The 21,224-nt window shown below is 62.6% G+C and carries 13 protein-coding genes; 5 read left to right on the top strand and 8 right to left on the bottom strand.

Annotated features, from left to right (window positions below; genetic code table 11):
- The first annotated feature begins 57 nt into the window (after positions 1-57).
- Positions 58-1,470, top strand: a complete 1,413-nt coding sequence (locus AC0IXS_RS04945) for a diaminobutyrate--2-oxoglutarate transaminase (protein ID WP_471824010.1) — start codon at positions 58-60, stop codon at positions 1,468-1,470.
- 81 nt (positions 1,471-1,551) lie between these two features.
- Positions 1,552-1,779, top strand: coding sequence for an MbtH family protein (locus AC0IXS_RS04940; RefSeq protein ID WP_004881201.1), 228 nt, complete (start codon positions 1,552-1,554; stop codon positions 1,777-1,779).
- A 437-nt stretch (positions 1,780-2,216) separates the two neighbouring features.
- On the opposite strand, the gene AC0IXS_RS04935 is transcribed toward AC0IXS_RS04940, so the two are convergent.
- The 8 genes from AC0IXS_RS04935 to AC0IXS_RS04900 are packed head-to-tail and all read right to left on the bottom strand — an operon-like array spanning position 2,217 to position 8,395.
- Positions 2,217-3,125 carry a metal ABC transporter solute-binding protein, Zn/Mn family gene (locus AC0IXS_RS04935; protein ID WP_057409362.1) on the bottom strand — a complete coding sequence of 303 codons (909 nt, stop codon included), beginning with the start codon at positions 3,123-3,125 and terminating at the stop codon, positions 2,217-2,219.
- Entirely contained in the window at positions 3,126-4,025 is a 900-nt protein-coding gene (locus AC0IXS_RS04930; RefSeq protein ID WP_004888015.1) for a metal ABC transporter permease, read from the bottom strand.
- A complete protein-coding gene (locus tag AC0IXS_RS04925) occupies positions 4,025-4,789 on the bottom strand; it encodes a metal ABC transporter ATP-binding protein (protein ID WP_057409361.1) in 765 nt (254 codons plus the stop codon). The genes AC0IXS_RS04930 and AC0IXS_RS04925 overlap by 1 nt, the downstream gene beginning before the upstream one ends.
- Entirely contained in the window at positions 4,786-5,718 is a 933-nt protein-coding gene (locus tag AC0IXS_RS04920) for a metal ABC transporter substrate-binding protein (protein WP_057409363.1), read from the bottom strand. Before AC0IXS_RS04920 ends, AC0IXS_RS04925 begins: the two co-directional genes overlap by 4 nt.
- Before the next feature lie 25 nt (positions 5,719-5,743).
- A complete protein-coding gene (locus tag AC0IXS_RS04915) occupies positions 5,744-6,313 on the bottom strand; it encodes a DUF6162 family protein (RefSeq protein WP_122668490.1) in 570 nt (189 codons plus the stop codon).
- On the bottom strand, positions 6,310-6,648 hold the full coding sequence (locus AC0IXS_RS04910) for a hypothetical protein (RefSeq protein WP_122460242.1): 339 nt from the start codon (positions 6,646-6,648) through the stop codon (positions 6,310-6,312). The genes AC0IXS_RS04915 and AC0IXS_RS04910 overlap by 4 nt, the downstream gene beginning before the upstream one ends.
- Positions 6,645-7,187, bottom strand: a complete 543-nt coding sequence (locus tag AC0IXS_RS04905; protein ID WP_057409358.1) for a hypothetical protein — start codon at positions 7,185-7,187, stop codon at positions 6,645-6,647. Before AC0IXS_RS04905 ends, AC0IXS_RS04910 begins: the two co-directional genes overlap by 4 nt.
- On the bottom strand, positions 7,184-8,395 hold the full coding sequence (locus AC0IXS_RS04900; protein WP_471824007.1) for a PepSY-associated TM helix domain-containing protein: 1,212 nt from the start codon (positions 8,393-8,395) through the stop codon (positions 7,184-7,186). Before AC0IXS_RS04900 ends, AC0IXS_RS04905 begins: the two co-directional genes overlap by 4 nt.
- Before the next feature lie 308 nt (positions 8,396-8,703).
- On the opposite strand from AC0IXS_RS04900, the gene AC0IXS_RS04895 reads away from it, so the two are divergent.
- From AC0IXS_RS04895 to AC0IXS_RS04885, 3 genes are all read left to right on the top strand, one after another.
- Positions 8,704-9,681, top strand: coding sequence for a TauD/TfdA family dioxygenase (locus AC0IXS_RS04895; protein WP_471824005.1), 978 nt, complete (start codon positions 8,704-8,706; stop codon positions 9,679-9,681).
- 308 nt (positions 9,682-9,989) lie between these two features.
- Positions 9,990-13,400 (top strand): amino acid adenylation domain-containing protein, encoded by a 3,411-nt coding sequence (locus tag AC0IXS_RS04890; protein WP_471824004.1) that lies wholly within the window; start codon positions 9,990-9,992, stop codon positions 13,398-13,400.
- The gene (locus AC0IXS_RS04885) at positions 13,397-21,202 is read left to right on the top strand and encodes an amino acid adenylation domain-containing protein (protein WP_471824002.1); all 7,806 of its coding nucleotides are present in this window, start codon (positions 13,397-13,399) and stop codon (positions 21,200-21,202) included. Before AC0IXS_RS04890 ends, AC0IXS_RS04885 begins: the two co-directional genes overlap by 4 nt.
- The last annotated feature ends 22 nt before the right edge of the window (positions 21,203-21,224 follow it).

The following is a 21,224-nucleotide window of genomic DNA, read 5'->3' as shown; positions in this document are numbered from 1 at the left end:
TCGAGCAAGGTCATACAACGGTTTCGCTCATCAGACAGCGTATTGAGGGTTGCACAGATGTCAGTCGCTACCAGGTTTATCGATGATCAACCGGCACGGGTTGCCCCGGCGCCGGTCGAGACGCTCTACCAGTTCGACGAGTCGCCCTTGCTGGCGCGCCAGAGTCGCCAGGAGTCCAACGCCCGCAGCTACCCGCGGCGCATTCCTCTGGCACTCAAGCGCGCCAAGGGCATTCATGTCGAAGACGTCGAAGGACGGCGTTTCATCGATTGCCTGGCAGGCGCTGGCACGCTGGCGCTGGGTCACAATCACCCGGTGGTGATCGAAGCGATTCAGCAAGTCATCAGCGACGAATTGCCGTTACACACGCTGGACCTCACCACGCCGGTCAAGGATCAGTTCGTGCAGGACCTGTTCGGTCTGCTGCCCGAAGAACTGGCTCGTGAAGCGAAGATTCAATTCTGCGGTCCGACCGGCACTGACGCGGTGGAAGCAGCGCTGAAACTGGTGCGCACGGCGACTGGACGCAGCACCGTGCTGTCCTTTCAGGGTGGTTACCACGGCATGAGCCAGGGCGCGCTGAGCCTGATGGGCAGCCTGGGTCCGAAGCAGCCGCTGGGTGCGCTGCTCAGCGCAGGTGTGCAGTTTCTGCCGTATCCCTACGATTACCGCTGCCCGTTCGGGCTGGGCGGCGCGCAGGGCGTGAAAGCCAACCTGCATTACCTGGAAAACTTGCTCAACGACCCGGAAGCCGGTGTACAACTGCCTGCAGCGGTGATTGTCGAAGTGGTGCAGGGCGAGGGCGGGGTGATTCCGGCTGACCTCGACTGGCTGCGTGGCGTGCGTCGCATCACCGAGAAGGCAGGCGTGGCGTTGATCGTCGACGAAATCCAGAGCGGTTTTGCCCGCACCGGCAAGATGTTTGCCTTCGAGCACGCCGGAATCATTCCGGACGTGGTGGTGATGTCCAAGGCCATCGGTGGCAGCCTGCCGCTGGCGGTCGTTGTCTATCGCCAGTGGCTCGACACCTGGCTGCCGGGCGCGCATGCCGGGACTTTCCGTGGCAACCAGATGGCCATGGCCACCGGCTCTGCGGTGATGCGTTATCTGAAGGATCACAACATTTGCGAGCACGCGACCGCGATGGGCGCACGACTGGTTGCGCACCTGCGCGAGCTGCAGCGTGATTTCCCGCAACTGGGCGATATTCGCGGACGTGGCTTGATGCTTGGCGTTGAGCTGGTTAACCCGGCCGGTGCGCGTGATGTTCAGGGTCATCCGCCGGTGTTTGCGCGCCTGGCGCCGCTGATCCAGCGTGAATGCCTCAAGCGCGGGCTGATTCTGGAACTGGGTGGTCGGCACGGCAGCGTCGTGCGCTTCCTGCCGCCACTGGTCATCACCGCCGAACAGATCGACGAAGTCGCCGGCATCTTCGGCCGCGCGCTGAACGCCGCGGTCGCTCAGCTTTAATTTTTCGACGTAGCGATACGTTCAATCCCTATAGCCGCCATGAATTGGCACGGCGGCGCTGAACCCTCATGGAGAGCAACAATGACTTCAGTATTCGACCGGGAAGACATCGTCTTTCAAGTGGTGGTCAACCACGAAGAACAGTATTCGATCTGGCCCGACTACAAAGCCATCCCCAACGGCTGGCGCACCGTGGGCAAGAGCGGCTTCAAGAAAGAATGCCTGGCCTACATCGAAGAAGTCTGGACCGACATGCGTCCTCTGAGCCTGCGCCAGAAGATGGACGCGCAGACAGCGGCGAGCCACTGATCAACTCAGATCAACTCAGATCAATGATCGTGCCCATGCTCCGCGCTCGTCGTTATACACAATTCCGCCTCAACACTGATCGTGCCCATCGCTCCGCGTGGGCATGCATTCCGTGACGCTCCGCGTCACAAATGGCACAGATTGCGGATTCAGTGAGCCGAGCGCATGACGTGGATAACGCTGGAGCTTGTCCACGCATCTGCGCCACGTTCAAGAGCGGACGCGGAGCGTCCTGGGAGGCATTCCCACGCGAGCGTAGGAACGATCAGCGTGATCTCAAGCACGCCGATCATGCCCATGCTTGTGCTCAGCGTTATGCCCGAGTCTTGCTGCGACCACGGGGTATGCATTCAGCCCGGGACGCTCTGCGTCCCATTGGGTCTGGCGACGCCAACGATCAGGGTGATATCAATGAGCGCGACTGCGCCCAATCAGTATCACTTCAACGCCCCGATAATCTGCTCGATATCCCCCTGCAATTCAGCCAGCGGATCAGCGCCATCGATTCCCAGTACCAGCAACTTGCTGCCTGCCTCGGCAATCGCGGCCTTGACCGGCTCGGGGGGCTGGCGGTGGTCGAGCACCAGGGCTACGTCGTTGTCCTTGAGAGTCTTCGCCAGCTTCTGCACCGCTTCAGGCGTCCATTGCTCGTCGGTCAATGCCTGGCTGTCGATCAGCTCCAGATTCAACCCGCTGACCAGATAACCGAAGCGGTCCGACAGGCTCACCACGCTCAGGTTGTCGGCGCTGGCCAGACTCGCTTCGCTGCTGGCGCTGAGCTTGAGCAGTTGCTGCTTGAGCGCTGCCAGATTGCCCTCGATCTTCGGCTTGGCGGCTGGCGCCAGTCGCACCAGATCCGCCGACATCACGTCGGCCATGCGCCCCATGTTGTTGCTCGCCAGCCACGGCTGACTGTTCAGGCCATCGACACCTTGTCCTGGCTGAACCGCGATACCCGGCAGGCTGCCGTCCACCGGGCGTGCGGCATCGATTTCAACGATACGAATGTTGCTGCGGCGCGCGTTGGGGTAGAGCGGGTCATCGGCCCAGATCGAGCGCAGCCCGATCACCGCATCAGCCTTGACCGCCAGCCCACGCAATGCCTCGGCACCACGCCCGGTGAAGTAGGCAGTCTGGCGAGAGCCGGGCAGGTTGGCTGCTGCAGCCCGCTCCAGCACTACGTCGCTGTCCTTGAGCAGAATCTGCCCCAGACCATAGGTGATCGGCAGGCTGGCGAGCACGCGCACCGGCTGGGCGGATTGCGCTGTGGCATCAGCCGCAGAGACGGCATTGCAGAGCAGGCCGGTCATGGCCAGCGCGAGGGTCATACGTCGCAGAGTGAACATTTATCCGATATTTCCTTTGAGGCTGGGCACCGTGCCGCGCGCGATGGCGGCCAGGGCGAACGCGACGCCGGCCACCAGAATGATCGCTGCGCCGGAAGGTACAGGCAGGTCGAAGACGATGGGCAGCAGAATGCCGCACAGGGTGCTGACGGTCGCAATCGCCACCGAGATCCAGAAGAACCCCTTCAGCGACTGGCTCAGCAGACGCGCAGCAGCAGCGGGAATCACCAACAGCGCGCCGACCAGAATCGCGCCGATGACCTTCACCGCCGCCACAGTGATCAGCGTCACCAGAATCACGAACAGGTAATCCAGCGTCTTCACCGCCACGCCACGCACAGCGGCCAGCTGCGGATTGAAGCTGGCCAGCATGATGCGGTTGTACAGCGGCAGGCTCAGGCCCATGACCAGCGAGCCGACGATCAGCAGCACCAGCAGGTCATTGCCGTTGACGGTCAGTACCGAGCCAAACAGCACGTTTTCCAGGATGTGCACGTTGATCTTGCCTGCCAGCACCAGCAGCAGGCTCGCACCCAGCGCCAGCGACACCGACAGGAACACGCCGATCAGCGTGTCGGGCGCTAGGCCGGTGCGGTTGCGCAGGTAATTGAGCACGATGCCGAACAGCAGGCAGTAGCCGAACAAACTGCCATATGGGCCGGTGTAAGGCTCGCCGAGCAGGATGCCGATGGCCACGCCCGTCAACGCCGCATGGCCTACCGCTTCGGAGAAGAACGCGAAGCGCTTGACCACCACCAGCGTGCCCAGACCACCCAGCACCGGACCGATCAGCAACCCGGCAAGCAAGGCATTGACCACGAAGCCGTAGGCCAGCGCTTCAGGCAGATAGCCGGACGACGCCAAGCCTTGAATGAACAGTCGAAAGCTCTCGTAATCCATCACGCGGCGCTCCCGTTCGTGATGTCTGCCGCACGCGGGTGCGCCGAAAACAGGGTCAGCAGCCGTTCCGGCGTGAGCGCTGTCTGTGCAGATTCATCGAACAACACCCGGCGATTGAGTCCGGTCACCTGATCGGCGAGACGCTTCACGGCTTCCAGATCGTGCTCGATCCACAACACCGTGATACCGGCTCTGCGCCAGTCGCCCAGCAGGCGTTCGAAGACCTGAATACCGGCTTCATCCAGCGCCGACATCGGTTCATCCAGCACCAGCAGCTGCGGAGCCGGAATCAGGCCCTGCGCCAGCAGCACGCGCTGGCGTTCGCCGCCCGACAGCGCGCCCATGCGGCGTTTGCGCTTGTCCTGCATGCCGACCCGCTCCAGTGCTTCGCCGATGGCCGCAGCGTAGTGCTTCGACAAGCCCAGAAAGGCAGGGCGTCGCTGGCACATGGCGGCCATGAAATCGTCGACAGTCATCGGCAGGCCGCGGTCGAATTCCAGCGCCTGTGGCACATAGCCGATCAGGCCGGGCGAGCCGGGCCATTGCAGGCTGAGCTGGCCCTGATGCGGGGTCTGGCCAAGCAGGGTCTTGATCAGCGAACTCTTGCCGCCGCCGTTGGGGCCGACCAGTGCATGCACGCTGCCTGCCCGCACGTTGAAGGTGATGCGATCAAGAATCGTAGTGCGGCCCAGCGTCAGGCTCACGTCGCTGAATTCAATGCCAGGCCCCTGATGGGTAATCTCAAGGTTTTGCGCAACCGTCATGCGCCTGCCTCCTGAATCGCCCGAACCACGGTGTCGAGGTTGCCGGCCATTTCCTTTTCGTACTTGTCGGCGCTGTATTCGCCGTAGGAAATGTGCGACAGCGGGTACAGCTTGACCCCGGACTCACGCTGGATGGTATCGACGTAGGTGGACGGGAAATCCATTTCCGAAAAGATCACCTTCACGTCCAGCTCACGCAATTGATCGATGGTTTTCTTCAACTGGCTCGGGCTCGGCTCGATGCCATGGGCCGGTTCCACCACTGCCGTAACTTCAAGGCCGAACTCGCGCAGCAGGTAATCGTAGGCGGCATGCACCGTTGCCACACGCAGGTCGGCGTTGGGCGCCTTGGTCAGCTTGGCCAGGGCGTCGGCACGCATCTGCCGCAGGCGCTTGCCGTAGGCGCGGGCGTTGGCGGTATAGGTCTTGGCGTTGTCCGGGTCGAGCTTGCCCAGTTCGCGGGCGATGTTGTTGACCTGTGCGATGGATGCGCTGATCGACAGGAAGGTGTGCGGGTTGACCACCTTGCCCGCGCCGCGTGCAGCAACACCGGTGGCAGCCAGCAGCGGCACGTCGGCGTTGGCTTCGATGGTCTTGATGTCCGGCTTTTCGCTGGCGGCGATCATGCGGTCGGCAAAGTCGTCATGGCCGACGCCATTGAGCACGACAACGTCGAGCGAACCGATGCGCTTGATGTCCTCGGCGCGAGGCTCATAGGCGTGGGGATTGAAACCCGCTGGAATCAGCGGCACGACCTCGGCCTTGTCGCCGACGATATTGGCCACGTAGCTGTAATACGGGTGCAGGGTGATGCCGATGCGCAGGCGCTTGGCCTGATCGGCGGCATGGCTCAGCGGCGCCATCAGCGTGGCACACAGGCCGATCAGCAGAACACGCAGCAAGGGGCGGCGTTTGAAAAAATTAGGCATGGGCGAGCGATCTTCTCTGATGATTTCAGTGCTGATGCTGGCGAGTGACACCAGCGTCGAATTGCGCGACAACCTGCTGCCAGCCTGCGCCGATCAGGGTCTTGTCACTGAGGTCGGCCGGTGCCGCCGTGGCCTTGCGGTTGATCCAGATGTCGGCCTGAGCGTCAGACGAGGTGCCCACCCGCATCAGGAACGAGCCCGCCACCGTCGGCGTCTGGCTCAGCCCCAGATAAGACTGCTCCAGCATCTGCCACGCATGGGCGCCACGGCTCACGGAACTTGCGTCTTCAGCGAACGGCGCAAAACCTTCCTCGCCCAGTTGCTGCGGCGTGACCGGCGTTGATTGCTCCTGAGTCAGCAGGCGGATCTCATCCAGTGTCACGCGCAGGTCGGCGTAGATGCCCTGTTCGGCGGCGGTCAGGTCGCGGCGGGCATCAAGCTGATGGCTGGCGACGCTATGGTCGTCCTGACGTTCGCCATGCAGGCTGACGACGCCAGCGGCAGCCGACAGAATCACCAGACACAACAGGAGGACGTAGAGGGTTTCATGCCCGGCACCGGCCGGCCGTACGATCTGTCGGGTCGGCGCACTCATGGGGTCGGGATGTCCGCTTGGTCGATCTCCACGACATGGCCGGGACCGGCATCGAACAGCACATAGAACTCCGAAGCGGGGCGCTTGAAGGTGACGGTGGAATCCTCACCCAGCTTGCCGGGCACCAGAATGGTCTCGTCATAGCCGATCACATCCAGGGTCACACCCGGCGCGCCGCTGCCATCGGAGAAGCCGCCGGTGCAGCGGATCTGTTCATTGTCGATCTGTTTGCACTCACACATCGGGTTATGGGCCTGCACGTTGGCGCTCAGGCCAAGGCCGATCAGGCAGAGCGCAGCGGCCGTCAGCCGCCGCGGGGAGAAGCGGGCATTCATGGTTTGGCTCCTTGTTTTTTCAGCCAGGCCACGGTGGTGGGCGAGGCCTGTTGCAGGGGAATGGAGGTTTGATGCACGGAACCGTCCCAGCCTTCCATGGTGATCCACAGTTCCGAGTCGGGGCTGGTGGTTTCCGGGATCTGCATGAAGGCGCCCATGCGATAGCCGCCGCCGAAGAAAATTACCCCGGCGGTGCGCAGGCTGCGGGGCTTGCCGATGCGCAGGTAAGTCGCCTTGACCCGGTCGATGCAGGCGTTGCACAGCGCGGCGTTGAAGCTTTTCATGTAGCCCGACGCACCGGACAGCCGCGGCGCTTCGTTGCGGTCTTCGGCCAGACGCAGGCTCCACGGGCCGACCTTGAACTCGCCGATTTCACGCTGCCCAAGGCCCGTGTCGCCGCGATCCAGCGCGTTGTCGGCAAAGTATTTGGGCATGAAACCCAGTGGAATCAGAATCAGCAGCACGTTGATGTGGAAACGCCATTTGTGCCAGAAACGGCTCAATGACGAAGCGGGTTGCGCGACAGCGGCCTTGCTCACAGGTTGTTCTCCGGGGTGCCGGTCGCCAGCGGCGGCCGAGGGGTTTGCCGGGTGGAAATCGGTTGGATTCTGATCTCGCGCTTCAAGGCATTGAGCGTGGCCAGTGCGGTGCGCTTGCTCCAGATCAGCAGCCCGCTGAGCACCATCATGCTCAGCACCAGCCCGAAGAACGCCCATATCAGCTTGATCCAGATGCCGCCGAAGTCGCCGGTGTGCAGCGGACGCATGGACTCGGTCACGAACTCCAGCTTGTTGCGGTCCGACAGCAGATGAGAGGCGGCGATCTCGCCGCTGTACGGGTTGATCTCGGCGGTCTGGTACATCAGCGGATACCAGCTGCGGCCGCCGACCTGCAGGTTGCTGTAGGCGTTGAACGGCGGTGTGATGAAACTGGCTTCCAGGCCTGGAATGCGCTCCTTGGCGATTTCCACGGCCTTTTCCAGGCTGATGGTCGGCGCAGGGCTGCCATCGGCGGTCAGCGGCACCGCGCTGTGAGGAATGATCGAAGCGACCTGGGAACGGCTGGAGATACTGATCTGGTTATCACCGAGGATTGCCTGAATCAGAAACCAGGTGCCGGTGATGGAAATGACGGCAATGAACCAGATCGACCAGACACCACTGAGCCGGTGCAGGTCGCCCCAGAAGATCCGCGGACCCTGGCTGAAGCGCAGCGGCTTGAAAAAGCCTTTCCAGAATTTTTTGTAGACCACCAGCCCGGTCACCAGCGACGCCAGCAGCGGCAGGCCGAGAATGGAGACCAGATACCAGCCCCACGAATAGCCATTGGTGAACGGCACCAGCCACCAGCCATGCAGGGCGCGGGTGAAGCGGCGGAAATCGAACGACGGCGTCAGGCCCTGAATCACCCCGGTGTACGGATTGACGTAGGCCGGTACTGAACGGCCGTCGGGGTAAGTCACGAACACGCTGAGGGCAAAATAGTCGCCGTCGGGCTGCATGATCGTGCCGACGATCAGGTCCGGTTCGTTACGCTCGATGGTGGCGCGAATCTGCTCGAAACTCATCCGTTCGGCCGTGTCCGAAGGCGGGTTGTCACGTATTTCCGGCATCGTCAGCCACATGATTTCCTTGCTGACCACAGCCAGGGTGCCGGTCACACAGACAATCAGCACGAAGAACCAGATGGGCAGGGCCAGCCAGCTGTGGACGAGAAACCAGATTTTCGAGCGGGATTTCTTCGACATGGGTAAACGGTCTCGATTCACGGTATGGAGCGGCCTTCAGGCAGGCATGGGCTCTCTATGGGGCATCATCTGAAAAACGGGCGCGGTTCTACCGACAGGCCCTGCATCCAGTTAAAGACGAATGAGAATACGAAAGATGTAGTTTTTTCTCGCGCTTAAATGAAAGGAAATGTTTCAGAGCAGGATTTGGGGAGGGTGAATGTCGTGCGTCGGCTAATTTTCCGCCCGCCGGTTACGTTCAATCTGGACATTGGCGTTGCGTCCGGCCGCAGGGGATCAGGCGCTTTTGCCATCAAGGGAGAGTCATCATGAGTCATGCGTTGAGTTTGGATATCCGGCCATTGCTGGCGGGGGGAGGCACATTGCCGATGCTGGTACAGGCGCCCGAACCAGGTCTGGACTTGATGGAAGCCTTGGGCGAATTCAAGCCGCTGGTCGCAGAGCACCTCTATCACGCCGGGGGCATTCTGTTTCGCGGCTTCGACGTGGGCGGCCCTGAAGCGTTTCGCGAATTTGCTGCTGGCTTCGGCCATCCGCTGCTCAATTACGAATTCGGTTCCACGCCGCGCAGCAACGTGACCAAAGGCGTATACACCTCCACCGAATACCCGGCGCACCAGAGCATTCCGCTGCACAACGAGCAGGCCTACACCCTGGAATGGCCGATGAAGATCTGGTTCTACAGCATGATCGCCGCGCAGACCGGCGGCGAAACGCCGATTGCTGACAGCCGGGAGATCTACCGTCGAATTCCGGCGCGTATTCGTGACCGTTTCATCGAAAAGAAACTGATGTACGTGCGCAACTACGGCAACGGGCTGGATGTGGAATGGAGTCAGGTGTTCAACACAGAAGATGAAAGCATGGTCGAAGCCTACTGCCGCGCCCACGCCATCGAGTGCGAGTGGAAGGACGACGGCGAACTGCGCACCCGGCAGATTTGTCAGGCGGTGTCGCGCCATCCGGTCACCCAGGACACGGTCTGGTTCAACCAGGCGCACCTGTTTCACATTTCCAACCTGCAACCGGAAGTGCGCGAAACCCTGCTGGACGTCGTGGACGAGGAAGACCTGCCGCGCAACGTGTACTACGGCGACGGCTCGGCCATCGAGGAGACCCTGCTTGACGAGATTCGCGGCGTGCTGGACGACTGCACGGTGAGTTTCCCGTGGCTGGAAAACGACGTGCTGATGCTCGACAACATGCTCACCGCCCACTCCCGCGCCCCGTTCACCGGCAAGCGCAAAGTGGTGGTGGCCATGGCGCAGGGGCATTCGGACAAATAAGCGCCAGATTCCTCGTCTACTGCGTAGAAGATGACTTCAAGCGAGCGCTCGGTCTGCGCCATGTGTGACGCGGAGCGTCACGGGACGCATGCCCACGCGGAGCGATGGGCACGATCAGTGTATGTTACTGATCGTTCCTCACGCTCCGCGTGGGAATGCCTCCCAGGACGCTCCGCGTCCGATCTGCAAGACGCACCGGAGCATCCTGCCAATACCCTCAAAACCTTTCTAAATATTTCCCCGCCAATTCGTTCTTGTTGAGACGGCCGCGCCACACGGTCAGCCCCATTCAGCAAGGACATGCCCCCATGAACCCCGAACACGCCCAGAAACTCGCTCGCCGTTTTGTCGAGTTGCCCTTGGAAAAACGTCGCTTGTTTCTCGACGGCATGCGTCGTGAAGACATGGATTTTTCGTTGTTTCCGATCCCGTCGTGCGAGGGGCTGGCCGAGCGGGACGGGCTGTCTTATGCGCAACAGCGCATGTGGTTTCTCTGGCAACTGGACCCGACCAGCGCGGCCTACAACTTGCCGATGTCGGTGTGCCTGAACGGCGCGCTGGAGCTGCCGCTGCTGGAGCAGGCCTTCAGCGCGCTGGTCGAGCGCCACGAGAGCCTACGCACGACCTTTGGTCAGGAAGGCGACCGGGCGTTTCAGCGCGTCGCACCGGCTGCTCCCGTCCGTATCGAACTGACTGACCTGAGTGCAATGCCTGTCGATCAGCGCTGGGCTGCGGCGCGTCAGGCCATGGCCGAGCAGGCGGTGCAGGCGTTCGATCTGCAACACGGACCGCTGTTCACCGTGCGCCTCTTGCGCCTGACCGGGCAGGAGCATGTGCTGCTGCTCAACCTGCACCACATGATCACCGACGGCTGGTCGATGAACGTACTGATCGACGAATGGCTGCGAGGCTACGACGCGCTGGTCGCCGGTCAGCCGCTTCCGTTCCAGCCGCTGGTCGTGCAGTACCGCGATTACGCCGTGTGGCAACGCAGCTGGCTGGAAGCGGGTGAGCAGGCACGGCAGCTGGATTACTGGCGCGCGCATCTGGGCGATGAACATCCGGTGCTGGAGCTGCCGACCGACCGTCCATACCCGGCCTTGCCCAGCCACGAAGGCGCACGCCTCGAACTGGCGCTGGAACCCGAATTGTTGCGCAACCTGAAAACCCTGGCCCAGCGTCAGGGCGTGACGCTGTTCGTGGTCCTGCTCGCGACCTTCAAAAGCCTGCTGCACCGCTACAGCGGGCAGACCGATATCCGGGTCGGCGGGCTGATTGCCAACCGCACCCGCAGCGAAACCGAAGGGCTGGTCGGCTGCTTCATCAACACCCAGGTGCTGCGCAGCGAAGTCACAGCGCAGACGCGCTTTGTCGATCTGCTGCAAACGGTGGCCAAAGCCTCTACCGGCGCGCAGTCGCATCAGGAATTGCCTTTCGACGCAGTCATCGACGCGCTCCAGCCCGAGCGCAGTCAGAGCCACAATCCGCTGTTCCAGGTGATGTTCAATCACCAGCCGGTGGTCGCCGATCTGCTCGACAAGCAACTGGCCTGCGGCCTGCGTGTGGCCAACCTGCCTGCCGAACAACAGGCGCTCGCCCAGCGCTCCCATGCCGCAGCCAGCGACCTGATGCTGGCCACCAGCGGCGAAGGCGAGCAGTTGAACGCCGCATTCACCTACGCCACCGACATCTTTGACGAGGCAACCATCGCCCGGTTGGCCGCGCACTGGCGCAACCTGCTGGCGTCGGTCTGCGCCGATCCGCTGCAAACCGTGTCACAACTGTCGATGCTGGCGGCGGAAGAACGCACGCAGTTACTGGACGTCGACAATTTCATCAAAGCCGATAGCAGCACGCCTGCGCACCCACTGTTCGAAGCGCAGGTCAGACGCACCCCGGATGCCGTAGCGCTGATCCTTGCTCAGGACAGCGACTCGCCGGTCATGACCTACGCCGAACTGAACGCACGCAGCAATCGACTGGCCCGACGTTTGCGCGAACGCGGCGTAGGGCCGGATGTGCTGGTCGGTGTGGCGCTGGGGCGTTCGCTGGATATGCCAGTCGCGCTGTTGGCCGTGCTCAAGGCGGGGGGCGCTTACGTGCCGCTGGACCTGTCGGCGCCGAGCGAGCGTCTGCGGCATGTCATGGACGACAGTGGCCTCAAACTGTTGCTGACCCACAGTGATCGTCTCGCCGCTTTGCCGATGCCTGAGGGGCTCGATTACCTGTGCGTTGATCAGGTCTACAACATGACGACCGACATAAGCGATCTGCATGTCCCGGTCGATCCGGCCAGCCTGGCGTATGTGATCTACACCTCCGGCTCCACCGGGCGGCCCAAGGGCGTGGCGATCAGTCATGGAGCGCTCGCCGAATTTGTAACCTTGGGTACCGATTACAGCGACCTGCGCGACGGCGACCGGGTGCTGCAGTTCGCAACCCACAGTTTCGATGGCTTCGTCGAACAGTTCTATCCGCCGTTGTGCCGAGGCGCCGCCGTGGTGCTGCGTGACGAACGTGTATGGGACAGCGCGACCTTTCATCAGGCAGTCGTCGAGCATGGCGTGACGCTGGCCGACTTGCCGGCTGCCTACTGGCTCACGCTGGCTCAGGATTTTGCCGACAGTCCGCCTGCGCATTACGGCGCGCTGCGGCAGATTCATGTGGGCGGCGAGGCCATGGCAATCGAGGGATTGCGTCTGTGGCGCGACGCTGGTCTGGGCCATGTGCGCCTGCTCAACACCTACGGCCCGACCGAGGCCACTGTGGTGTCGAGCATTCACGATTGCAGCGCGTTGACGCCGGAAGCGGTGTCCTGGCGTGGCGTGCCGATTGGTCATGCACTGGCCGGTCGCCGTCTGTATGTGCTCGACGACGATCTGAATCTGCTGCCGCAAGGCGCGGTGGGCGAGTTGTACATCGGCGGGCCGGGGTTGGCGCGGGGTTATCACGGCCAACCGGGTCTGAGTGCCGAGCGCTTTGTCGCTGATCCGTTCGTGGCGGAGGAGCGCCTGTATCGCACTGGCGACCGCGCCCGGCAGCGTCTCGATGGCGCCATTGAGTACATCGGTCGGGTCGATCATCAGGTGAAGATTCGTGGCTTCCGCATTGAGCTGGGAGAGATCGAGTCGCGCCTGCAACAGTGCCATGACGTGCGCGAAGCCGTGGTGCTGGCCGTCCCTCTGGCGAGCAGCACACAACTGGTGGCGTACATCGTGCCGCAAGCCGCGACCGTCAGCGAAGCCGAGCAACTGACGTTGCGCCAGCGCATCAAGGCCGAGTTGCAGGCCAGCCTGCCGGATTACATGGTGCCGACCCATCTGCTGCTGTTGCCGACCCTGCCGCTGACGCCCAGCGGCAAACTGGATCGCAAGGCCTTGCCCGCGCCGGACGTCAGCCAGTTGCAGGCCCGATATCGCGCGCCGGTCAGCGAGGTGGAAGTCTGCCTTGCCGCCATCTGGCAGGAAGTCCTGCATGCGCCGAGGGTCGGGCTCGACGATCACTTCTTCGAACTGGGCGGCCATTCGCTGCTGGCCGCGCAAGTCATTGCCCGTATCAAGACGCAACTGGGCGTCAGCCTGCCGCTGCGCGCGCTGTTCGAAAAACCGGTGCTGGGCGATTTGTCTGCCGAGGTCGCGCTGCTGACCGCCAATACCCCTGACAACGACTGGAGCGACATGGACCAGTTCATGGATTCGCTGGAGGAATTTGAAGCATGACCGGGACCACTGCTGCACGTATCGCGAAGCGCTTTGTCGGCCTATCGCTGGAGCAACGCCGACAGTTTCTCGCCCGGCTGCGTCAGGACGGCAAGGACTTCAGTCTGCTGCCGGTGCCGGTCAGTCGCCACGATTTCACTGCGATCCCGCTGTCCTTCGCTCAGCAGCGCCTGCTGTTCCTCTGGCAGCTCGATCCGTCGAGCGATGCCTACAAGATGACCACCGGCCTGCGTCTGCATGGCACGCTGAACGAGACGGCGCTGACCCGCGCATTCGACCATCTGATCGAGCGTCACGAAGTGCTGCGCACGGTGTTCCAGACCGACGGCGACCAGCCGCTGCAAGTGGTGCTGGATGACCAGCACGTGGCGCTTGAGCGCATCGATCTGTCTGCGCTGGACAGCGAACAGCGCGACGCCGAACTGGCCCTGCAGGTCGCGACGGTCACTGCGCAGCCTTTCGATCTGCGCTTAGGTCCGTTGCTGCGTGCCCACCTGTTCCGCCTTGCCAGTGAGGAACAGGTGCTGGTGGTGTGCATGCACCACATCGTCTCCGACGGCTGGTCGATGGACGTGATGATTCAGGAGTTCGTCCACGCTTATCAGGCGTACAGCGAAGGCCGCGAGCCGAGCCTGGCGGAGTTGCCGCTGCAATACGCCGATTACGCGATCTGGCAACGCAGCTGGCTGGAGGCGGGCGAGGGCGAGCGGCAACTGGCTTACTGGCGCGATCAGTTGGGCGATGAACAACCGCTGCTCGACGCCGCGCAGGATTTCCCGCGGCCGGTCGCGCAGAGCTATCAGGGCGAGCATCTGTGCTTTGATTTCGGTGCCGACCTCTCGCGTCAGCTCAATGCCTTTGCCCGCACTCACGGCATGAGCCTGTTCATGCTGGTGCTGGCCGGTTTCTCGCTGTTCCTGTCGCGCAAGGCCGGGCAACGCGACATCCGCATCGGTGTGCCCAACGCCAATCGGGGCAGGGCCGAGACGGAAGGGCTGATCGGCTTCTTCATCAACACCCAGGTGCTGCGCTGCCAGGTGGACGAACGCCTGAGCTATCTCGATCTGCTGGCTCAGATCCGCGACACCTCATTTGGCGCACAGGCCCATCAGGACGTACCGTTCGAACAATTGGTCGATCATCTCGCACCGGAGCGCAATCTGGGCCACAACCCGCTGTTCCAGGCCAAGTTCAACCAGAACGTGGTGCTCAAGCAGAAGACTGCGCTCAGGCTGCCGGGTCTGGAAGTCAGCGAATACGCTTTCGACAAGCAGGGCGCGCACTTCGACCTGGCGCTGGACATCACCGACGACGGCACGCTGATTCATGGCGACATGGCCTTTGCCAGCGACCTGTATCGCCGTTCGACCGTCGAACGCTTCGTGCCTGAATTGCTGACGTTGTTCCAGACCCTGCTGGCTGCGCCCGACGCGCCGCTTTTCAGCTTGGGTGCGTTGGCCGTCGAGCAGGCGCCACGCCCGCTTGAGCCCGCACTTTCGGTATTGCAGCAGTGGGATCGTCAGGTCGAACGGCAGCCGCATGTGCTTGCGGCCCGTTATCTGGACTGCACATTGAGCACGCTGGAGCTGGATCAGGCTGCCAATCAACTGGCCCGCCATCTGATTCGGCTGGGCGTACAGCAAGGCCAGCCGGTTGCCGTGCTGATGGAGCGCTCGCTGGAGTGGCTGACGTCAGTGCTGGCGATCTTCAAGGCCGGTGGCGTGTACATGCCCCTGGATGTGAAAGCGCCGGATGCGCGCCTGCGGCAGATGCTGGTCAACGCGAAGGCCAAAATGGTGCTGTGTGCCGAAGGCGATGCACGGGCCGAGTCGCTGGCAGTCGAGGGTTGTCAGGGCGTCAGTTGGACGCCTGCGGTGTGGCAGGATTTGCCAGCGACTACCCTCGACTCGACGTTTGCCGCCGAGTCGCCTGCCTACGTCATCCACACCTCTGGCTCCACCGGCCAGCCCAAGGGCGTACTGGTCAGCCACGGTGCGCTGGCCAGTTACGTGCGGGGTCTGCTGGACAGGCTGCAACTGGCTCCCGAGGCGAGCATGGCGCTGGTCTCGACCATCGCCGCCGACCTGGGCCACACCGTGTTGTTCGGTGCCTTGTGTTCCGGTCGCACCCTGCACGTGCTGCCTGAAGCGCTGGGTTTCGACCCGGACGGTTTTGCCCGTTACATGGCCGAACATCAGGTCGGCGTGCTGAAGATCGTGCCCGGCCATCTGGCGGCACTGATGCAGGCCAGCCAGCCCGTCGACGTGCTGCCCCAGCATACGTTGATCGTTGGCGGTGAAGCCTGTTCGCCGACGCTGATCGAGCAGATTCGCCAGCTCAAGCCAGAGTGCCGGGTGATCAACCATTACGGCCCGAGCGAGACCACGGTCGGGGTGCTGACCCACGAGGTGCTCGCCTTCGACCCGATGCGTCCTGTTCCCGTGGGTAAACCTTTGCCGGGTGCGCAGGCGTATGTGCTGGATGACGTGCTCAACCTGAGCGACACGCAGGTGGTGGGCGAGCTGTACATCGGTGGTGACAGCGTGGCGCTGGGTTATCTCGGGCAACCCGGGCTGACCGCCGAACGCTTCGTGCCGGATCCGTTCGCGCAGGATGGCGCTCGGGTCTACCGCAGCGGCGACCGCATGCGCCGCAACCATGAGGGACTGCTGGAGTTCATCGGTCGCGCCGACGATCAGGTCAAGGTGCGTGGCTATCGGGTCGAGCCTGCCGAAGTGGCGCGGGTACTGCTGGCGCTTGAAACGGTGAGCGAGGCCTGCGTGCTGCCGCTGCCGCTGCCGATGGAAGATGACGAGTCGCGCCTGCAACTGGTGGCGTATTGCGTAGCGTCTGCCAGCGCTGAAATATTGCGCGAACAACTGGCTTCAAGGCTGCCGGACTACATGGTGCCTGCGCAGATTATGCTGCTCGACCGCCTGCCGCTGACCGCCAACGGTAAACTCGACAAGCGTGCCTTGCCCAAGCCGGGCGTGGTTCAACAGCGCTACACCGCGCCGGTCGGCGAGATCGAGGAAAAGCTCGCCGCAGTCTGGGCCGACGTCTTGAAGCTGGAGCAGGTCGGCAGCACCGACAACTTCTTCGAACTGGGCGGCGATTCGATTCTCAGTCTGCAGATCATCGCCCGCGCTAAGCGGCAGGGCATCAAACTCAGTCCCAAGCAACTGTTCGAAAAGCAGACCATCGGCCAATTGGCGTCGGTCGCCAAGCTGATTCAGAAAACGCCGGTGGCAACGGTGGAGCAGAGCAGCGGCGCGTTGCCTTTGCTGCCGATTCAGGCGCGCTTTTTCCAACTGGAGATTGCCGAACGCAATCACTGGAATCAGGCCGTGATGCTCAAGCCGCAAACGGCGCTCGACGCAAAATTGCTGCAAGGCGCGCTGACTGCCCTGATCGAACAACATGACGCCTTGCGCCTCGGCTTCGTTCAGCACGACAACCAGTGGCACGCGAGCTTTAATGCGCAGGACGCGCGCGATCTGCTGTGGGTCCATGAACTGGACAATCGCGAGCATCTGACCGAGCTGGCGAACAAGGCCCAGCGCAGTCTGAATCTGCACACCGGCCCACTGCTGCGCGCCGTGCTCGTGAACTTGCCGCAAGGCGAGCAACGCCTGCTGCTGGTCATTCATCACCTTGCTGTGGATGGCGTATCGTGGCGTGTGCTGTTGGAAGACCTGCAACAGGGTTATCAGGCGTTGGCGGCCGGTCAGCCACTGACATTGCCCGCGAAAACCAGCGCGTTGCAGCGCTGGGCCGGGCAGTTGCAGCGCTATGCACAGAGCGACGCGCTCACAACCGAGCGTGATTACTGGCTGCAGGCCCTGCAGGGCGCCGATCAACCGCTGCCACGCGACAATCCGCAAGGCACGCAGCGCAACCGCGATGCGGCCCACGCATCGTCCTGGCTGAGCAAGGAACTGACGCATCAGTTGCTGAAAGTTGCGCCTGCTGCCTATCGCACTCAGGTCAACGACCTGCTGCTGACCGCGCTGGCGCAGGTGCTCTGCGAGTGGAGCCGACAGCCATCCGTGTTGATTCAGCTGGAGGGCCATGGGCGCGAAGACCTGTTCGACGACATGGACCTCAGCCGCGCGGTCGGCTGGTTCAGCAGCCTGTTTCCGGTCCGCCTGACGCCCCGGTCCGCGCTGGGTGCGAGCCTATGCGGCATCAAGGAGCAGCTGCGTGCCGTGCCGAACAAGGGCATCGGTTATGGTGTGCTGCGTTATCTGGGCGAGTTGTCTTTCGCCCGCCAATTGGCAGCAATGCCTGAAGCGCAGGTCACCTTCAACTACCTGGGCCAGTTCGACGGAAGCTTCGACAGCAAGGGTGCCTTATGGCTGCCGAGTTCAGACAACGCGGGTGTCGCGCTCAACGAGGACGGCCCGCTGGCCAACAGTCTGAGCCTCAACGGCCAGGTGTTCGACGGCCAGTTGCAGATGAACTGGACCTTCAGCCGCGAGCAATATCAGCCCTCGACCATCGACGCGCTGGCGCGTCGTTACGAGCAGGCGCTGACCACCCTGATCGAACATTGTCTGGCCGGGCATCAGGGCATCACGCCGTCTGACTTTCCGCTGGCCCGCGTGAGCCAGACGCAACTTGATCGTCTGCCGATGCCTGCCAGCAACGTTCAGGACGTTTACCCGCTGGCACCGATGCAGCAGGGCATGCTGTTTCACAGCCTGTTCGAGCAGGGTGCGGGTCATTACATCAATCAGCTTCGCGTGTCCGTAAGCGGGCTGGATGTGCTGCGTTTCAGGGCGGCCTGGCAGTCTGCCGTGGACGCCCATGACGTGCTGCGCAGCAGTTTTTTCAGCCATGCAGAGCAGTCGCTGCAAGTGGTGCAGCGTCAGGCCGATGTGCCATTTGTGGTGCTGGATGCGCGTGGCAAGCCGGATCACTGGCTGGACGACTGGGCCAACGATGACCGTCAGCGGGGCTTCGATCTGACGCAAGGGCCTTTGCTGCGTCTGGCGCTGCTACAAACCGGCGAAGACCTTTATCAACTGATCTACACCAGCCATCACATCCTCATGGACGGCTGGAGCAGCTCGCGCCTGCTGGGCGAAGTGTTGCAACGCTACAGTGGCCAGATACTGCCGAAACAGGCCGGGCGATATCGCGACTACATAGAGTGGCTGAGCGCTCAGGACGCTGATCTCAGCCAGCGATTCTGGACGCAGCAACTGGCCGAACTGGACGAGCCGACCCGGCTGGTGCAGACGCTCAAGTCGTCGCCGAGCGGGCAGGGGCATGCCGATTACATGCAACTGATCGATGCCGACGGCACCCGACGCCTGACCGAGTTTGCCCGTGAGCAACGCGTGACCCTCAACACGCTGGTGCAGTCGGCGTGGCTGCTGGTGCTGCAACGCTACACCGGTCAGTCGAGCGTGACCTTCGGCGCCACCGTGGCCGGACGTCCGTCGGATCTGCCAGGCGTCGAGGAGCAGCTCGGTCTGTTCATCAATACCCTGCCGGTCATTGCCAGCCCGCGCCCTGAGCAGACCGTTGCCGACTGGGTGCAGCAGGTGCAGGCGAAAAACCTCGCGCTGCGCGAACATGAACACACGCCGCTGTATGACATCCAGCGCTGGGCGCGGACCGACGGCGAAGCGTTGTTCGACAACATTCTGGTGTTCGAAAACTACCCGATGTCCGAGGCGCTGCAACGTGCGCCGGACGGGCTGGCGTTCAGCGAGCTGCGCAATCAGGAGCAGGCGCATTACCCGTTGACACTGGTGGTCGAGGCCGCCGACGTGTTGTCGGTGCGCTTCAGCTACGACCGTCAGCACTTCAGCGCCGAAGCCGTCGCGCAACTCGCTGCACACTTTGATCACTTGCTGCAAAGCCTGAGTGCCGAGCCTTCGGTCTGCCTCGGTGAATTGTCGCTGCCGGTCGGCTGGGCGCGGGCTGTACAGGCCTGGCCGACCGCGCAGTGCGCTCATCAGCGTTTCGAGGCGCAGGCTGCAGAAACACCGCAGGCCATCGCCTTGAGTCTGGGTGGCGAGCAATTGAGCTATGACCAGCTCAATCAGCGTGCCAACCAGTTGGCCCACAAACTGCGTGAGCAGGGCGTCGGCCCTGACGTGCGCGTTGGTCTGGCGGCCGAGCGCAGTCTGGACATGATCGTCGGCCTGCTGGCAATCCTCAAAGCAGGTGGCGCTTACGTGCCGCTGGACCCCGATTACCCGCAGGATCGCTTGTCTTTTCTGATGCAGGACAGCGGCATCGAGCTGCTGCTGGCTCAAAGTCATCTGATGAATGGCTTGCCGGTCCCGGCGAACGTGCAGTGCCTGTTCATCGAAGCCGCGCTGGACGGCTATAGCGCCGAGAACCTGATCAACCATACGACACCGGACAATCTGGCCTATGTCATCTACACCTCAGGCTCGACCGGAAAACCCAAGGGCACGCTGCTCGCTCATAACAACCTGATGCGCCTGTTCTCCGCCACCGATGACTGGTTCGCCTTCAACGAAAAAGACGTCTGGACGCTGTTCCATTCCTTTGCCTTCGACTTCTCGATCTGGGAAATCTTCGGCGCGCTGCTGCATGGCGGCCGACTGGTGATCGTGCCCCGTGAAACCAGCCGCTCGCCGGAAGACTTCCACGCCTTGCTGGTCGAGCAGCAGGTCACTGTGCTGAACCAGACGCCGTCGGCGTTCAAGCAACTGATGCACGTCGCCTGCGAGAGCGCAAAACCGCTGGCACTGCGTTCGGTGATCTTCGGTGGCGAAGCATTGGACGTGACCAGCCTGACGCCGTGGTTCGAGCGCTTTGGCGATCAGGCCCCGCAACTGATCAACATGTACGGCATCACCGAAACCACGGTTCACGTCACATACCGGCCGATCACCCAGGCCGACACGCAGCACCCTGCGAGCCCGATTGGCGAGGCAATACCGGACCTGTCGTGGTACGTGCTGGACGCGGATTTCAATCCGGTCGCCCAAGGTTGCAGCGGCGAACTGCACATCGGTCATGCGGGGCTGGCGCGGGGTTATCACAACCGCGCTGCGCTGACCGCCGAACGCTTCGTGCCCGATCCGTTTTCTGCTGGCGGCGGACGCCTGTACCGCACTGGCGACCTGGCGCGTTATCGCGCAGCTGGCGTTATCGAATACGCCGGGCGTATCGATCATCAGGTCAAGATCCGTGGCCATCGCATCGAGCTGGGCGAGATCGAAGCGCGCTTGCAGGCTCAGGCCCAGGTGCGCGAAGTGATCGTGCTCGCACTGGACGGGCAACTGGTGGCGTATCTGGTGCCGGGCGACCCTGCGCAGGACCCGCAAACACTGCGGGAAACCCTCAAGGCAGAGCTGAAAGCCCATCTGCCGGACTACATGGTGCCGACCCATTTCGTGCTGCTGGACGCCATGCCGCTGACCGCCAACGGCAAGCTGGACCGCAAGGCGCTGCCTGCGCCGGATGCCACTCAATTGCAGGCGCAGTACGTTGCGCCCGAAGGCGAGCTGGAACAGCAACTGGCCGCGATCTGGGCCGACGTATTGAAGGTTGAGGAGGTCGGTCGTACCGACAATTTCTTCGAGCTGGGCGGGCATTCGCTGGTGGCGGTGCAGATGCTGGTCCGCGTGCGTGAGCAGTTGCAGCGCGAGGTCAGCCTCAAGGACCTGTTCGAACGGCCCGTACTCGCCGACTTCTGCGCCACGATTCATCAGAAAAACGGTGAAAGTGACCACGCACAGGACGAATTGACTAAATCACTGGAGGCTCTCAAACGTTTATCAGCGGAGGAAATTGATAATTTGCTGGCGTGATGGTTTTGCGGGGTGGAGGGGC

Source organism: Pseudomonas sp. AC016 (assembly GCF_979253365.1).
Note: the sequence above shows the minus strand (reverse complement) of the source record. Positions and strands in the feature narration are given on the sequence as shown.

Bases quoted from the DNA above. Each gene is read 5' to 3' on its own strand.
- AC0IXS_RS04945 (WP_471824010.1), top strand. From the start codon at position 58: ATGTCAGTCGCTACCAGGTTTATCGATGATCAACCGGCACGGGTTGCC.
- AC0IXS_RS04940 (WP_004881201.1), top strand. From the start codon at position 1,552: ATGACTTCAGTATTCGACCGGGAAGACATCGTCTTTCAAGTGGTGGTC.
- AC0IXS_RS04935 (WP_057409362.1), bottom strand. From the start codon at position 3,125: ATGTTCACTCTGCGACGTATGACCCTCGCGCTGGCCATGACCGGCCTG.
- AC0IXS_RS04930 (WP_004888015.1), bottom strand. From the start codon at position 4,025: ATGGATTACGAGAGCTTTCGACTGTTCATTCAAGGCTTGGCGTCGTCC.
- AC0IXS_RS04925 (WP_057409361.1), bottom strand. From the start codon at position 4,789: ATGACGGTTGCGCAAAACCTTGAGATTACCCATCAGGGGCCTGGCATT.
- AC0IXS_RS04920 (WP_057409363.1), bottom strand. From the start codon at position 5,718: ATGCCTAATTTTTTCAAACGCCGCCCCTTGCTGCGTGTTCTGCTGATC.
- AC0IXS_RS04915 (WP_122668490.1), bottom strand. From the start codon at position 6,313: ATGAGTGCGCCGACCCGACAGATCGTACGGCCGGCCGGTGCCGGGCAT.
- AC0IXS_RS04910 (WP_122460242.1), bottom strand. From the start codon at position 6,648: ATGAATGCCCGCTTCTCCCCGCGGCGGCTGACGGCCGCTGCGCTCTGC.
- AC0IXS_RS04900 (WP_471824007.1), bottom strand. From the start codon at position 8,395: ATGTCGAAGAAATCCCGCTCGAAAATCTGGTTTCTCGTCCACAGCTGG.
- AC0IXS_RS04895 (WP_471824005.1), top strand. From the start codon at position 8,704: ATGAGTCATGCGTTGAGTTTGGATATCCGGCCATTGCTGGCGGGGGGA.
- AC0IXS_RS04890 (WP_471824004.1), top strand. From the start codon at position 9,990: ATGAACCCCGAACACGCCCAGAAACTCGCTCGCCGTTTTGTCGAGTTG.
- AC0IXS_RS04885 (WP_471824002.1), top strand. From the start codon at position 13,397: ATGACCGGGACCACTGCTGCACGTATCGCGAAGCGCTTTGTCGGCCTA.